Source organism: Virgibacillus xinjiangensis (assembly GCF_042643145.1).
In the GTDB taxonomy this organism is placed as follows: domain Bacteria; phylum Bacillota; class Bacilli; order Bacillales; family Amphibacillaceae; genus Virgibacillus_O; species Virgibacillus_O xinjiangensis.
The window spans coordinates 40,329-56,022 of sequence record NZ_JBHRSA010000041.1 but is presented as its reverse complement, the minus strand read 5'-3'; the positions used below and the strand labels follow the sequence as shown (position 1 = coordinate 56,022).

Genomic DNA, 15,694 nt, shown 5'->3' with positions numbered 1-15,694 from the left:
GGCATAGACAATAAATAGTGAAAGCCGTATACTCTAGTTAGTTATCTGTCAATCAACGGGGGAGCAGTGAGTCATTTGCAAAAAGAAAAGTTGTGGACAAGAGATTTCGTTGCCATTTCGATGGTCAATTTTGTCACCATGCTGTCGATGTATCTATTGTTGGTAACTATGGCTTCTTATGCTGCTGATACATATGACGCTGCCACAAGTATGGCTGGATTGGTGTCCAGCATTTTCATCCTCGGGGTCTTGCTCGGGAGATTATATGGCGGGAAGGAAATCGGAAAAATAGGCAGTAAGAAAATGTTGGTTATTGGAATTTTGTTTTTTGTTACCATGACGTTGTTTTATTTACTGTCTATATCTATCTATGTCCTGCTCTTGATCCGCTTCCTGCATGGCATTGGGGTAGGTTTGGCAACCACTGCTACTGGAACCATAGCCGCGCAGGTGGTACCGGACTCCAGGAAAGGGGAAGGTATCAGTTATTTCAGCTTAAGTATCGTGTTATCAACGGCGATCGGTCCGTTAATTGGTGTCGTCCTCATTGGTTATTTTGGATATTTGAGTATATTTATATTTTCGTTAGTCGTAGGGATTATCAGTCTATTATTTGCCCTTCCGGTACGGGAACCCATAGTAGAGTATAAAGAAGCGAACAATGGGAAGAAGGGCCTGTCCTTATCCGACTTTATCGAACCACGAGCATTGCCTGTTTCCATTGTCATGTTAATCTTGGCAGTTGCGTATTCTGCAACACTATCCTTTATAACTACCTATGCGGCGGAAATCAATTTGGTAGAAGCTGGAAGTATGTACTTCTTCGTGTATGGGGTGGCAATCTTAGTATCACGGCCTTTTACAGGAAAGTTGATGGATGTAAAAGGCGGTAACACGGTTGTTTATCCTGCCTTGATTATATTTGCACTGGGAATGTATCTGCTCAGCCAAGCGGATACAAGTGTTGTCTTCTTGCTGGCAGCAACATTAATCGGTTTGGGTTATGGTAATCTACAGTCGGTCATCCAAGCGTTGGCGATCAAATTGACACCACCGCATCGAGCGGGACTGGCGAATTCCACCTATTTTATTTTATTGGATATAGGGATAGGTATAGGACCTTTCTTCTTAGGTTTCCTTGTACCAGAAGTCGGTTATAGAGGCCTGTACTTATCAATGGTTGGCTTGATAGCAGCAGGCATCTTTGTCTACTTCCTTCTGTATGGCAGAAAGGAAAGTAAGTTCACCTCCCTGGAAACCAGAGCAGATTCTTGAAGCGGAATCTAGACGATGAGTTGTATCAGAAAATCCTATGCACCTTTACCGAGATAGCGCATATAATGGCTATTGTGTGAGAAATCGAAAGGAAGGAAGAAGAGCCATGGAACAAATCGACAAACAAATAGATTTTGGAGGGTATAAAATAATATCCGTAGATATGTCCGACCCATCAGAGGGTCTATATGCAGTGTGCACACCGGTCAAAAATAAGTAATTAAACCTCACCGGAGGCCATCTTCTTGTAGGATTACATAGGGGGATGGCCTTTTGATTTTGTTATAGGTATCTGTAAACCACCTCTGTTTCCCCAATGAGCAAGCTAACTTTGGTAATGACGGAAATCTGGTAATGACGGAAATCGAAAAACTTTGAAACTATTCCCACCGGAAATCGTAGCATCTACTGACCACAATCTTTCGAATAAAACATATGGTTCTGATCAACAATCAAAGGAAGGGGAGGATTGAAATGGATTATTTTTGGCTAGCTGTAGGGATTGCCGCTTTAGGATATTTCATAGGGGATGGGTTAAAGAACTTTAAGAACCCACCATTAAAAAGCCATATGGATTTCTTCCATGAAGAAGATGACCATGAGCTGATCAAGGAAAAAGATGTTCATTATTTTCTAGGGATTTCTAAAGAGGATGCTAAAGCTTTGACCGAAGATCACCCGGACATCCCCCATATTGTCCTGAATGGGAAGGTCTATTATCCAAAGGGAAAACTGCGTAAATGGTTGGCTGATTTAGGAGAATAAGGGAAGTCAGTCATGAATGGTCGGTCTCTCAAGTCGACAGGGAATGATAAAAATAGGGAAAGCAGGTGGGAGAATATGGACAGGCGATGGTGGAAGGAAGCAGTTGTTTATCAGATCTATCCAAGAAGTTTTAAAGATTCGAACGGTGATGGAGTTGGGGATATCCAAGGTATCATATCCAAACTGGACTATTTGAAGGAACTTGGCATTGACGTCATTTGGGTTTGCCCTGTCTACAGTTCGCCGAATGATGATAATGGATATGACATCAGTGACTATAAGGGGATCATGGAAGAATTCGGCACCATGCAGGATTTTGATCAAATGCTTGAAGAAACCCATAACCGTGGTATGAAATTGATTATGGATCTCGTCATCAACCATACATCCGATGAACACCCGTGGTTCATTGAATCCCGTTCTTCCAAGCACAACCCCTATCGTGACTATTATATATGGCGTCCGGGAAAAAAAGGAAGGGAACCGAATAACTGGGAGTCCATCTTCCACGGCTCAGCATGGGAATATGATGAGCGGACCAAAGAATATTATATGCATGTTTTTTCTAAAAAACAGCCGGACTTGAACTGGGAGAATCCAGTCGTTCGCAAGGAACTGTACAGCATGGTCAATTGGTGGCTTGATAAGGGGATTGACGGATTCCGGGTTGATGCCATATCACATATAAAAAAACTTCCCGGATTGCCGGACCTTCCTAATCCGGAACAGAAAGAATATGTTCCGTCGATGGAGGGGCATAGAAACAGGGAGGGTATTCAGGTATACCTGAAAGAATTGAAAGAGGAGACATTTTCCAATTATGATATTATGACTGTCGGTGAAGCAAATGGTGTCACTGTAGAAGAAGCCGATGAATGGGTCGGCGAAAAAAATGGGAAGTTTGATATGATCTTTCAATTCGAACACTTGGATCTATGGGGAAAAAGCACGTCAGGTGGATTGGATATCCACGCATTGAAAGAGACGTTGACAAAGTGGCAGAAAGGTTTAGAAGGGAAAGGATGGAATGCTCTATTCCTTGAAAACCATGATCAGCCACGCTCTGTATCCACTTGGGGCGATGACGGGCCTATCTGGGAGAAGTCTGCCAAATGTCTGGCAACGATGTATTTCTTAATGCAAGGGACACCATTTATCTATCAGGGTCAAGAAATAGGCATGACCAATGTACGGTTCGATTCAATAGATGACTATAAGGATGTTGCCACTCATAATCTCTATCGCGCAGAGAAAAAAGCAGGGAAGAGCCACCAAGAGATTATGGAGATCATTTGGAAAAACGGACGTGATAATTCCCGCACACCGATGCAGTGGTCAAACAGGAAGCAGGCTGGTTTTACGGATGGTGTTCCATGGATCAGAGTCAATCCAAATTATCAATTCATTAATGTACAGCAGGCAATGAACCAAGAGGATTCTATATATCAGTATTATAAAGAATTGATACTGCTAAGGAAACGGGAAGAAGTTCTTGTCTACGGAAAGTATGAGTTGATTTTGGAAGAGGATGATCAGGTCTATGCCTATACACGCAGGCTGGGTGGGGAAGTAATGATCGTGATCACCAACCTTTTTAACGAAGAAACCGTGTGTGAACTGCCTAAGGGGTTACATGGTAAAAGGGCGAAAAATTGTCTAAGCAACTATGTGATCCGTGAAGAGGATAAATTAGGTACCATCAACTTGAAACCCTTTGAAGCAAGGGTTTATAAAATGAAGCAGTGAGCGGGAGAAGAAGTTTTATCGATTTTCATCATTCAGCTATTGAATGCTGGTGGGAATATTGTTACTATAAAAGAAATGAAAAGGGCTATATGTAACTGGCGAAACACGGATCACCGTGAGGGAGCATATAGTGACGATCAGCCGTTCGCCTGGGCAGAGGTAAGGGAAATTTTTCCCTTGCCTCTTTTTGCTTTTTTAGGAGGGATAGCCACGAATTGAAACCTAGAAATTGAGGATGAACGTCAGTAACACTTGTCATTTTACATTGTGTATAAGGAGGAAAAATGAAAATGGTGACCACCACATTGGATCAAGTAAAAACAATAAAAACACTCAACAACATCGCTGAACGGGGATTGAATGTCTTTGATAAGGAGCAGTATGTCGTCACGGATGATCATGAAAACCCCGACGCCATTGTTGCCCGCAGTTATTCGATGCACCACATGGATTTCCCTGATAATTTAAAGGCGATTGCTCGGGCAGGGGCCGGAGTCAACAACATCCCTGTCGACAGATGCACTGATCAAGGAATTGCTGTTTTCAATACACCAGGCGCCAATGCAAACGCGGTAAAAGAGCTGGTTCTGACTTCCTTGATTGCCTCATCCCGTAATCTTTTCGACGGTCTAAGCTGGGTGAAAGGATTGGATGGAAGAGAAGAATCGATTTCCAAACAGGTCGAAGCAGGCAAAAAGCAATTTGTCGGTAAAGAAGTGAAAGGGAAGACCTTAGGCGTGATCGGCTTGGGGGCTATAGGGGCGCTTGTTGCCAATGATGCCCTGGCCCTGGACATGAATGTCATCGGTTTTGATCCATTCATCTCTGTCAATACTGCCTGGAATCTCTCCAGGAACGTCCATCGCGCCATGACCATAGAGGAACTGTTTGCCAACTCGGATTATATCACCGTTCATGTTCCATTGACTGATGATACAACAGGAATGTTCAATGAGGAAGCATTTGCCTATATGAAACCGGATGTACATATCCTGAATTTCTCTCGTGATGGTTTAGTTAATGAAGAGGATATGGCATTAGCACTTCAAAACGGAAAAGTGGGAAAATATATTACCGATTTCCCGAACGAGAATGTATTGAACATGGAAAATGCCGTGCCGATTCCGCATCTTGGCGCGTCTACGCGGGAGTCAGAAGAGAATTGTGCTGTAATGGCTACCAAGCAGGTGAAGGAATTCTTGGAAACAGGGAATATCAAAAACTCGATCAACTTCCCGAATGCATCCTTGCCCTACACCGGTAAAAAACGTGTAACTGCATTCCACCACAATGTTCCGAACATGGTCAGCCAGATCATCTCTATTCTTTCCAGCCATCATCTGAACATTGCAGATATGGTGAACAGAAGCCGGAGAGATGTTGCATATACCATGATTGACATTGATGACGAGGTTAGCGAATATATGCTGCCTGAGCTGGAAAAAGAAATCAGTAGAATCGAGGGAATTGTATCAGTCCGTCTTATATAGTCCGGTATTTTGGATAATGATCCTGCAGCCAGGTGTATTTCTTGAAAATACGCCAGGCTGTATTCATGCGGTTAAAAGGGTTAAAAGGATATGCATATAACGTCCTACTAATCAACTGGGTGCACATAGGCATACGTACATTCTATGAACTTCACGCATAGGCTGATTCTGTAGAAACCATGAAGGGAATGAGCAATGTGTATTACGATCACCGCATGTACCCATACCCCCAGCTAGTAAACAATCCGTCATATCACCAGGGCGCTATGGTTGGAAGCAATCATCAAACAGTAGAGGCTATTCTGGAAGTGATTAAAGGAGAAGCGGAAGCGATTGATCTATACAATCGGCTTGCAAATAGTGCTTCTGAGGAACAAAAACGCGAGGAAATCTTTGGAGCTATGCAACATAGAACAGCTCGCCTTCACCATCTTAACGACTTATATATTTCCATGACAGGAAGAGTGCCTGTATACCAGTTGGATAGGGTGCCTTTCAACTCGTTTGATGAAGGGGTGCAAAAAGCTTATCACACGGTACTGAAAAATGGGGAGGCAAATCGGAAAGCTTATCTAATGACACAGTCTTCACCAATAAGCGAGGTGTTTTTGAGAGCATACCATGAGGAGACAGGGCATGCAGAACGTTTCAGTTCATTATCATCAAATCACCCAGATAATATGGAATACAAGGATTATGGGGGCCAGCCATTCGTTATAAATATTGAAGAAGCCGCTGAGAATAATAACACGTTTCGCACCGCAATATGGACGGGGGAGCATTTGCAGGTTACTGTAATGAGCATTGACGTGGGTGATGATATTGGGTTAGAAGTCCACCCGACGGTAGATCAATTCCTGCGTATTGAGGAGGGGCAAGGATTAGTGCAAATGGGAGATACAGAGGAACAACTGGACTTCCAACGGCAAGTATCCGAGGATTATGCCATTATGGTGCCGGCCGGCAAATGGCATAACTTAACCAATACAGGTCGAAAGCCACTAAAACTTTATACAATTTACGCGCCGCCGGAGCATCCTTTCGGTACGGTACACATGACAAAGGAAGATGCAATGGCAGCTGAAGAAGGTTGAACTTCCCAGTATAGGAAATATATAAATCGTCAGAGATATAAAAAACATGCGAAGAAACCTCCAGTTTCTTCGCATGTTTTTAAATTGTTTATTCACCCAGTACATCTTGGGCAATATTAACAGCATGGTCCCCGATACGCTCCAAGTTGCTTAGCATATCGACAAATACAATACCTGCCGTACCGCTGCATTGTCCTTCGTTTACACGGATAATGTGTTTTCTGCGGTATTCTTTCTCCATTTTATCAATTTCTTCCTCTTTTTTCATGACATCCAATGCCGTTTCCCTATCCATACCTTCTAAAGCTTTCACAGCCTGTTTCACTGTTAGGATGGTCAAGTCAAACATATTATTCAACTCTGTCAACGCCTGTTCTGTCAAGTGCACTTTATGGGACTTCTTATAATCGACAAGCTCAATAAGATTCTCAAAGTGATCGCCGACCCTCTCGATATCCCTGACAGAATTCATCAAAGCTGTATGCTTGCTGCTGTCAGATTCTGAGAGTGATTCCGTAGAAATGTTGACCAGATAATCCGTAATCTCTTTGTCCAGATTATTTAATGCCCCCTCAATCTGCATGGCCATCTCAGAATGCTTTGCCTGGTTTGTCGTCAGATAAAGGTTCGTTTCTTCAAGCCCATTGGCCGCATAATCACCCATTCGTACAACCTCTTGTTTAGCTTGATCAAGAGCTAGTGTTGAGGATTGCTGGATAAAGATGGGATCCAAGTGCTTCGGTTTATATTCGACCATGACATCTTCGCCTGGAACCAGCTTAGTCATCAACCATGCCAAAGCTCCAATGAATGGGAATTGCACGATGGTATTGGCTAGGTTAAAGCTTCCGTGTGCAAAAGCAATGGTCATTTCCGGATTCAAGTCGAATGTAGTCTGTAGATAGGCGACAAATTGAGTATAAACGCCCAGCAGCAGAAGAACCACGATGGTACCGACCAGGTTGAAAGTCACGTGTGTAAAAGCAGCTCTTTTAGCCGCAACAGAAGCACCGATGGAGGCAAGTACCGCCGTGATGGTTGTACCGATATTATCTCCAAATAACACTGGCAACGCAGCATCCAAGGAAATTGCTCCTTGGGCAAACAGTCCTTGTAGAACCCCGATGGTGGCTGAGGAGCTCTGTACAATGACAGTGAATACCGTTCCGATGACTACACCGAGAATAGGATTGGAACTCATGCTCACGGTCAGATCCTGGAAAGCTTGAAGTTCCCGCAGTGGGGACATGCCGCTGCTCATGAATTCGAGTCCTAAGAATAACGCACCAAAACCAAAAACCGTCTGGCCAATATGGTTTATTTTCGGATTTTTAAAGAAAAAGAGCAGGAAAGAACCTAAAGCTGCTATAGGAAGTGCGTACTCTCCAATATCAATACCAATGATGAAAGCAGTGACGGTGGTTCCTATGTTGGCTCCCATAATGACTCCGATAGCCTGTCTGAAACTCATGAAACCTGCATTTACCAATCCGATCGTCAATACAGTTGTTCCTGTACTAGATTGGATCAGTATGGTCACGACAATCCCTGCCAGTACTCCCATGAATGGATTGCTTGTAAATTTATCGAGGAGATCTCTCAGACGATCGCCGGCTGTTTTTTGCAGCCCGTCACCCATGTATTTTATACCTAGAAGGAAGATACCTAATCCTCCAATGAATTCGAAAATTAATGTCTGTACATCCAGTTCCAAAATTTTTACCTGCCTTTCCATGTCGAAGTATGCCATTTGAATGACATTCTTATTGTTAATGACAGGCAGTTATTTGTAAATAGGATGAACAGAAACTTTACACTAAATTTACACTTCTTTTTCTTAACACAAAAAACAAACGTAAAGATGATGTTTACGTTTGTGGTATATCCATATCAACGTATGAAATTTTCCACCTGCTGCGGTTTTTTCCGAGCAGGGGGGTTATTTGCGTTCAGTGGTTTGTAAAATCTGTTCCGGATGGTCAAAACGTAATGGGCTGTCCTGGTCAAAAGTGCCAAGCTGGTCACGATGGTGGTATTCCGGAGAGTTCTGCTTTCCGGTCGATCGATATCGGATATGGAACTCTTCTTCGTATTCGGTAATGTCCTCCTCCTGAGCGGGCTGTGCCATACCGGCTATCCATGCTTCGAATGGATATGTACCTCGTTCAATGATCCCGCATAGGTCCTCCAAGGATTTAGTCAGCTCCATTAAACAATCCAATCCATTATTTAAGAAAATTCCCCGCTTTTTTGCCTTTTCGATAGAATGTTCCAATCGATAGGAAGTTTCCTGATAACGAAATTCAATAAAGCAGCTTTTACGGTCCCAGTTAAAGTTGAAGTTTCTGACTCTTAACCGCTTCATCACTTTGATCAACTTTCTTTCGCATGTCACCTGGTCTTTTCGTGGGAGCCATTTCAGTAGGTCTTTCTTGAACATTCTGTTCACCTTCCTTGTGTTGTGTTGCCTTATAACAGTAATTCTACAAAAGCCTTTAAATCCCTGCTGTAATCGTTTTCCATTAATCGATGTTTTTTTACAAAAAACGGGGGGTCATTAATAATTCTACCCTCCATAACAAAGGAACTAACAATTTACAATAGAATTATTTATATAGATTTGGAGAGAGCATTAATAAGCTGCATGTGTGGTAATTACAGGTCTGACCATAATAAGAGACTTCACCATCTATCTATGGGAAGTCTCTTATAGGAACCTACATATTTCTTTGCAGCATACTATATCCAACACTTATTTTCTTTCGGTGAATATGAGTACGAAGTCATATACTGTCACTCTTCGGAGAGGGAAGGAAAGGATGAAGGTCAGACAGCAAATGAATTGATGAGATAACGTTCAATGAATTCAGCTAATCCATCTCTTTGATGATGAGTTGTGATGAAATCAGCTGCAGCTTTCACTTCAGGATGGGCATTGGCCATGGCAACTCCTGTACCGGCAGATTGCAGCATTTGAAGGTCATTAGGCCCGTCTCCGATAGCGACCGTCTCTCTACTGTTGATTCGGAAAGCTTGAAGCAGTTTATTAATGGCCGACCATTTGGATACTCCCGGTGCAACAATCTCAAACCCATCTTCCCAATCAATCACATGACCTTTGTCTTTGAATAATCGAGATAGTTCCGGACTTTGGGCACCAGTCCGTATACTATATTTCAGTACATGTTGATACTCTGCCTTTCTCAAGTCACCAATATACCGGGGAGGGATTCCACTTTCTTTGACCCATTCAGCTACTTCTGCACTATTTTGTCTGCAAAAAAGTCCGTCTGTTGTGTGGATCATAATGTTACAAGGGACACTGGCGGTTACGTAGTGGAAGTGCTCTTCATCCAGATGTATTTGTCTTGTATGGATGGCATTTCCTGTAATACCATCATGAATGGAAGCCCCATTCAGACAGATCATAGGAGTTTTAAGACCGAGTGCAGCATGATAGGGAGCGGTAATCTCATATTGGCGGCCTGTTGCCAGAAAGACCTTAACCCCCTGATTAGCCAGTCTTGAGACAGCTTCCATATTTCGCTCGGATATTTCATTGGAGTTCGTCAGCAATGTGCCATCCATGTCAATAAAAATTGCCCGTGCTTCCATGAAATGCCTCCTCTTTGTTTGGATACATTCAGCTTATCAATAGAATGTTAAGAACTGTTGAAGTGGGTGTATGGTTTTATTAAAGATTGGGTTTGGCCGACAGTTATTCTGCAGACATTTAGATACGGGGCAAATTATCGGATGTAACACAAGCCTGAAAAAAGACGAACCTTTTAAAGGGTCGTCTTCAAATCTTGCTAATGTATGAGCTCGGCGAAGGAATGTTCAAGGGGGAGGTGGAATATGTAATTAGGGAAGGAATAATATTTTCCAGAACCATCTCTTTCCTTTAGCCCCGTCTATCCATTTCTCCCTTTATCAAATGTTTCATGTATTATTTCGATGACATCTTCTTTATCTTTATCCTGATGGTTCAGCAAGAGCATCTTGTTCAATTGGTCATCATCCTTTCATTCCTAACATCCCCATTGCCGAGGTGAATTATACATGAAGGAAGTCACGATTAGACTCAAAGATGAAACTTATGAACGATTGAAAGAAATAACAGACCTCGAAAACCTGATCAATCGCCACCGGGATAAAAACCGGCGCGACGATTATCAAATGGAGGAGTTCATCGTTGGTTGCATTATTGATAAGATGGAGCAGATCAATGACTTTGGATCCGTCCATCCTTCAGCCCAAAAGGGTACGCGACCGCTGATTAAAAACCGTTTCAAGGAAATCGCCAAGGAAAAGAACATGTATATAAAAGATATTGCTGCACAGTTGGAAGTGCAAGCACCGAATCTCAGCAAAATATTTAATAATGCATCCCAGCCGCGACTTGATCTATTTGTCAAAATTTGGGTGGTGCTTGGATGCCCACCTCTCCAGCGCTGTATATATCTGGAAAGAGATTAAGTCTGACGGCTTGATCTTTTTTTTTTCTTTGAGCCACCGGGTTATAGGACAAGCGGTGGTTCACATATTCTTTATCATAAGAAAAGGAACAGAAACATATCAAAAAAGATATTGATGTTCAACAACAGAAAAAATTTGGCATCAACTGCTGGATCGGTTTGTTGTTAAACCGATTTTATCTCGGTACAAGGTACAATGTCTCATTAAATTATGATTTGCAGGGAAGGGTGACGGCCTATGACCGTTTTTGAGTCGCTAATCCTGATGGTAACGTTTGGTTCATTGGTGGCAGCCATCGTATCCGAGAAGAAGAGTAAGTAGTCAAATCGGAGAAATCCTATTTTTTCCTTGTAAACACTACCTCTTAACAGGCAAGGATGAACCTTCACCACATTTTGTAACTGCCCATTTACATTCTCCTGAAGTATCTTTCATCATATCCAAGCCGCTCTGATGCTTCTATGCCAGCCTCTATTACTTTTTTGGCAATGTCAGAAATCTTATAATCCTTCATGCGTTGGATGGGACCTACGACAGTAATGGCGCTGACAACTTTTCCGGTGTGGTCTTTGATGGGAGCGGCAACTGATTTTGTCCCTTCTGTCAATTCCTCTGTGCTGATGGCATATTTCTTTTCACGAATGGTTTGTAGCTCTTCCCTCAGCTCGACAGGATCGGTAATACTATTCTCTGTATAAGATACCAGCCCTTTACGGATGACTTCGTCGACAATGTGTTCATCACTGAAGGCGAGAAGGACTTTTCCCGAACTGGTGCAGTAGGAGGGGTTCCTTCTCCCGACATGTGTCAGGATCCTGACAGGATGATGACATTCTTCCTTATGGATATAGATCGTATCCAGCCCATCCATGATTGCCAAGTGGGCAGTCTCTCCAGTATCATTCACCAATTTATTGAGGACAGGAGCAGCTTCCTTGTGGATCTCCAAGTTATTTGTCACAATTCCGCCCAGAGTCAAAACGGAAATTCCCAGTCGATATGAATTCGTCTTCGGATCCTTGGTAACGAACCCCTCACTTGCGAGGGTGGACATCAATCTACTGACCGTACTTTTTGCCAATCCCAGGGATTCTGCAAGTTCACTGACCTTTTTTGTCGGTTCGAAAGTGGAAAAACTTTTTAGAATACGTAAGGCGTTCTGTACGGAAGAAAGTACAGTTGGTTCACTTTTTTTCTTTGTCATGACATTCACCTCTATTTAAATTAACCAAGTTCTATATACAAGAACGGTTGTTTTTGGAGTTATAGGTAATCATACCGTAATTACAAGCTATTGTTAACGCATACTGATGAATAAACAGAAAAATTTTTAAATAAATTTCTGGTTTGTTGCATATAGAGGAACAATAGCCTTTTTATCTTTTTTCTGTCTCTTTATAATGGATTTATGCTGATGGGGAGAAAGTTTCAGTATATATGAATCGCTTACTTATCCATTATAAGGAGGAATTCTTTATGCAAACGACGAAAACAGAGGTTATGAATTGTTCACATTACATTAACGGCCGGTATGTGACACCGGATAATAGTAAAACATTTGAGAATGTCAATCCAGCTACAGAAGAGGTGTTAGGCCATGTAGCAGAAGGTGGTCAACAAGAGGTTGATGAGGCAGTAAGTGTTGCCAGAAAAGCACTGAAAAGTGAATGGGGAAGCATGCCGTTAAGAGAAAGGTCCGCAATCGTCCGCAAAATCGGCGATTTGATTTTGGAAAGAAAAGATGAGCTGGCAGAATTGGAATCATTGGATACTGGAAAACCGATATGGTTGTCCACGAACGTGGATATCGACCGTGCAGCATATAACTTCCATTTCTTTGCTGACTATATGACCACATTAGGCACAGAATCCTACCAGCAGGACGACAAGGCCATCCATTATGCAATCCGTAAACCAACTGGTGTAGTCGGTCTGATCAATCCGTGGAACCTTCCAATGTTCCTGATGACATGGAAGTTGGCTCCAGCCCTAGCAGCGGGTAATACCGTCGTTATGAAACCGTCCGAAGTAACTCCAATGACTGCTACAGTTCTTGCACAGATCTGTACAGATGCTGGTGTACCGGATGGTGTGGTGAATATGGTCCATGGATTCGGTGAGACAGGGGCAGCTCTCAGCTCCCATGAGGATGTAGACGCTATCGCCTTTACGGGAGAAACTGTAACCGGAACTGCCATCATGAAGTCTGCTGCACCAACATTGAAAAAGCTGTCTTTTGAGCTTGGCGGCAAGAATCCGAATGTAATCTTTGCGGACGCTGACATGGATGAAGTGATTGACACTACCTTGCGTTCCAGTTTCATCAACCAAGGGGAAGTCTGCCTCTGCGGATCCAGAATTTATGTAGAGCGTCCAGTATATGATGAATTCTTGGAGCGTTTCGCTGCTAAAGCGAAAGAGCTTAAGGTAGGGGATCCTTTTGAAGCTGACACGAAGGTAGGCGCTCTGGTGAGCAAGGAACATTATGAAAAAGTGCTCAGCTACTTGGATATTGCCAAAGAAGAAGGGGGCAACTTCCTGATCGGTGGCAAGGCTGCAGAAGGTTTTGACAAAGGCTACTTTGTGGAGCCTACCATCATTACCGGTCTTGGAAGAGAATCCCGCTGTGTACGCGAAGAAATTTTTGGGCCAGTTGTAACAGTTGTTCCTTTCGATACAGAGGATGACGTGCTTGAGCAAGTGAATGATACTCACTATGGTTTAAGTGCAAGCCTGTGGACCAGTGATATCAAGCGTGCAACCCGTGTCAGTGCCCAAATTGAAGCAGGAATTGTCTGGGTCAACACATGGTTCCTCCGTGATTTGCGTACACCGTTCGGCGGAATGAAACGGAGCGGTATCGGACGTGAAGGTGGAGCACATAGTTTTGACTTCTATTCGGAACTGACTAATATTACCTTGAAGCTATAGGAGGAATACAATGAAAACGGAAGCCAAGACACAGAGCTATAAAGAGCACCTTGCCGAAGCTTGGCGCACAGGTGAAGGGGTCCGGCCACTGACAGAGCTGGATCCTGACCTTTCTCTGGATGAGGCATACCAGGTGCAACTGCAAACCATTGAAGACAAGGTGAAAAGCGGCCAGCAAATAACTGGAAAGAAAATCGGCCTCACCTCTAAAGCCATGCAGGAATCACTAGGTGTCGATGAGCCGGACTATGGTCATTTGTTGAATAAAATGGAATATGGAAATGGTACAACTATTCCAGCGGGAGAAGTGCTTCAGCCGAGAGTGGAAGGCGAAATCGCATTTATTCTGAAAGAGGATCTTGCCGGCCCTGATGTCACGTCATTGGATGTATTAAAAGCAACGGATGCCGTCGTACCTGCTTTGGAAATTGTCGACAGCCGCATCAAAGACTGGAAGATAACTTTGGCGGATACCGTGGCAGACAACGCTTCTTCTGGATTATACGTCCTTGGCGGAAAGCCGAAGAAGATAGGTGATGTAGATCTGAAACAGATGGGGATGGCCCTTTTCAAAAATGACCAGTTGCTGAATACTGGAGTCGGAGCGGCTGCTCTGGGAGACCCGGTGAAATGTGTGGCCTGGCTGGCTAATAAACTATCGGACTATGGAATAACCCTCAAAGCAGGAGAAGTGATACTCTCTGGAGCATTATCGGCTGCGATGGAAGCGCAACCTGGTGACCATTTTCATGCAAAGTTTGCTGAACTTGGTGAGGTGCATATCTCTTTCGTAGAATAGGGAGTTTCACAGTAGCTTAAAGGTATCGCTATCTTAAACTATACTAATGGACCGTTTGGAACTGGAGGAAAAAGATGGATACTAATAAAATCAAAGAATTGGCGAATTACGTACACCATGCAGAAAAAGAGAAGCGTGAAATTGTTAAAATCACTCAAGATTTATACCCGGAGTTGACGATCGAAGAATCATACCTTGTCCAGGAAGAGCTGATACGCCAGAAGCTCGAAGAAGGTCATACCATCGTCGGACCGAAGATGGGGATCACGAGTGAGGCTAAAATGAAGCAAATGAATGTGGATGACCCGATCTATGGTTATGTATTCGATAATATGGTAGTGGAAGAAGGCGAAGCCATCTCTATATCGGATTATATCCACCCCAAAGTAGAGCCTGAAATCGGTTTTATTTTGGATCGGGATCTTGAAGGGCCAGGGGTGACCACTCTGGATGTCATTCGGGCGACAGAGTATGTTTTCCCGGCTATCGAGATTATCGACAGCCGTTATGAAAACTTCAACTTTACGTTGCCGGATGTCATTGCAGATAATACATCTGCTGCGGGAGCTGTGTTCGGGACCTATTTCAGAAGGCCGGAAGAACTGGAATTGGATGTAGTAGGTGTGACCTTATCGCTTAATGGAGAAGTCCAGTCACTTGGAGCGGGTGCAGCTGTACTTGGACACCCAGCAAAATCTGTTGCGAGGCTTGCCAATATGTTGAGCAAAAAGGGTGGAAAGGTCAAGGCAGGAGAGCCTATCTTGACTGGAGGAATCACTGCTGCAGTACGTTTGTCTCCGGGTGACTTTGTCACAGCTAAATACGGTGGCTTGGGTGATGTGTCATTCTTTGTAAAGGAATGATCCACTGTAGTCACTATACATAAGGGGGTGACCGAGTTGCCATTGGTGAATGTGCAAATAATGGAAGGCAGGTCCAAAGAGAAAATTGAGACGATGATGGAGAATGTTACCAATACTATCAGTGAATCATTGGATGCGCCAAAGGAAAATGTACGTGTGATTGTGACCGAAGTACCAAAAAGCCATTGGGCGATCGGTGGTACGTCAGCAGAAAAACTTGGAAGATAAAAAAAGCAGGAATGATGCCACCTT

General features: G+C 43.3%; 15 protein-coding genes and 1 riboswitch. Of the genes, 11 read left to right on the top strand and 4 right to left on the bottom strand.

Annotated elements, in window-relative coordinates:
* The first annotated feature begins 66 nt into the window (after nt 1-66).
* From ACFOGI_RS09620 to ACFOGI_RS09600, 5 genes are all read left to right on the top strand, one after another.
* A complete protein-coding gene (locus ACFOGI_RS09620; RefSeq protein ID WP_390271799.1) occupies nt 67-1,275 on the top strand; it encodes an MFS transporter in 1,209 nt (402 codons plus the stop codon).
* A 474-nt stretch (nt 1,276-1,749) separates the two neighbouring features.
* Nucleotides 1,750-2,040 carry a DNA-binding protein gene (locus ACFOGI_RS09615; RefSeq protein WP_390271797.1) on the top strand — a complete coding sequence of 97 codons (291 nt, stop codon included), beginning with the start codon at nt 1,750-1,752 and terminating at the stop codon, nt 2,038-2,040.
* Between the two features lie 75 nt (nt 2,041-2,115).
* Nucleotides 2,116-3,786: a glycoside hydrolase family 13 protein gene (locus tag ACFOGI_RS09610; protein WP_390272172.1), complete on the top strand. Its 1,671-nt coding sequence runs from the start codon at nt 2,116-2,118 to the stop codon at nt 3,784-3,786.
* An 81-nt stretch (nt 3,787-3,867) separates the two neighbouring features.
* A riboswitch (ZMP/ZTP riboswitch) is annotated at nt 3,868-3,948 on the top strand.
* A gap of 128 nt (nt 3,949-4,076) precedes the next feature.
* The gene (locus ACFOGI_RS09605; RefSeq protein ID WP_390271795.1) at nt 4,077-5,276 is read left to right on the top strand and encodes a phosphoglycerate dehydrogenase; all 1,200 of its coding nucleotides are present in this window, start codon (nt 4,077-4,079) and stop codon (nt 5,274-5,276) included.
* Between the two features lie 266 nt (nt 5,277-5,542).
* Nucleotides 5,543-6,370 (top strand): cupin domain-containing protein, encoded by an 828-nt coding sequence (locus tag ACFOGI_RS09600; RefSeq protein WP_390271793.1) that lies wholly within the window; start codon nt 5,543-5,545, stop codon nt 6,368-6,370.
* Between the two features lie 88 nt (nt 6,371-6,458).
* On the opposite strand, the gene ACFOGI_RS09595 is transcribed toward ACFOGI_RS09600, so the two are convergent.
* The 3 genes from ACFOGI_RS09595 to ACFOGI_RS09585 form a co-directional block, all read right to left on the bottom strand.
* A complete protein-coding gene (locus ACFOGI_RS09595) occupies nt 6,459-8,120 on the bottom strand; it encodes a Na/Pi cotransporter family protein (protein ID WP_390271791.1) in 1,662 nt (553 codons plus the stop codon).
* A 189-nt stretch (nt 8,121-8,309) separates the two neighbouring features.
* The gene (locus tag ACFOGI_RS09590; protein WP_390271789.1) at nt 8,310-8,810 is read right to left on the bottom strand and encodes a hypothetical protein; all 501 of its coding nucleotides are present in this window, start codon (nt 8,808-8,810) and stop codon (nt 8,310-8,312) included.
* 386 nt (nt 8,811-9,196) lie between these two features.
* Nucleotides 9,197-9,985, bottom strand: coding sequence for an HAD family hydrolase (locus ACFOGI_RS09585; RefSeq protein WP_390271787.1), 789 nt, complete (start codon nt 9,983-9,985; stop codon nt 9,197-9,199).
* A 447-nt stretch (nt 9,986-10,432) separates the two neighbouring features.
* Here ACFOGI_RS09585 and ACFOGI_RS09580 point away from each other — a divergent pair, with 447 nt between their 5' ends.
* Both ACFOGI_RS09580 and ACFOGI_RS09575 read left to right on the top strand, forming a co-directional pair.
* On the top strand, nt 10,433-10,849 hold the full coding sequence (locus ACFOGI_RS09580) for a helix-turn-helix domain-containing protein (RefSeq protein WP_390271785.1): 417 nt from the start codon (nt 10,433-10,435) through the stop codon (nt 10,847-10,849).
* 237 nt (nt 10,850-11,086) lie between these two features.
* Nucleotides 11,087-11,170, top strand: a complete 84-nt coding sequence (locus ACFOGI_RS09575) for a putative holin-like toxin (protein ID WP_390272170.1) — start codon at nt 11,087-11,089, stop codon at nt 11,168-11,170.
* Nucleotides 11,171-11,258: 88 nt separating this feature from the next.
* Here the strand turns inward: ACFOGI_RS09575 and ACFOGI_RS09570 are convergent, their stop codons facing one another.
* On the bottom strand, nt 11,259-12,053 hold the full coding sequence (locus tag ACFOGI_RS09570; protein WP_390271783.1) for an IclR family transcriptional regulator: 795 nt from the start codon (nt 12,051-12,053) through the stop codon (nt 11,259-11,261).
* 272 nt (nt 12,054-12,325) lie between these two features.
* On the opposite strand from ACFOGI_RS09570, the gene ACFOGI_RS09565 reads away from it, so the two are divergent.
* From ACFOGI_RS09565 to ACFOGI_RS09550, 4 genes are all read left to right on the top strand, one after another.
* On the top strand, nt 12,326-13,780 hold the full coding sequence (locus tag ACFOGI_RS09565; protein WP_390271781.1) for an aldehyde dehydrogenase: 1,455 nt from the start codon (nt 12,326-12,328) through the stop codon (nt 13,778-13,780).
* A gap of 10 nt (nt 13,781-13,790) precedes the next feature.
* Nucleotides 13,791-14,579: a 2-keto-4-pentenoate hydratase gene (locus ACFOGI_RS09560; RefSeq protein ID WP_390271779.1), complete on the top strand. Its 789-nt coding sequence runs from the start codon at nt 13,791-13,793 to the stop codon at nt 14,577-14,579.
* 74 nt (nt 14,580-14,653) lie between these two features.
* The gene (locus ACFOGI_RS09555) at nt 14,654-15,442 is read left to right on the top strand and encodes a 2-keto-4-pentenoate hydratase (protein WP_390271777.1); all 789 of its coding nucleotides are present in this window, start codon (nt 14,654-14,656) and stop codon (nt 15,440-15,442) included.
* A gap of 36 nt (nt 15,443-15,478) precedes the next feature.
* Entirely contained in the window at nt 15,479-15,670 is a 192-nt protein-coding gene (locus tag ACFOGI_RS09550) for a 4-oxalocrotonate tautomerase (protein WP_390271775.1), read from the top strand.
* Nucleotides 15,671-15,694: the final 24 nt, after the last annotated feature.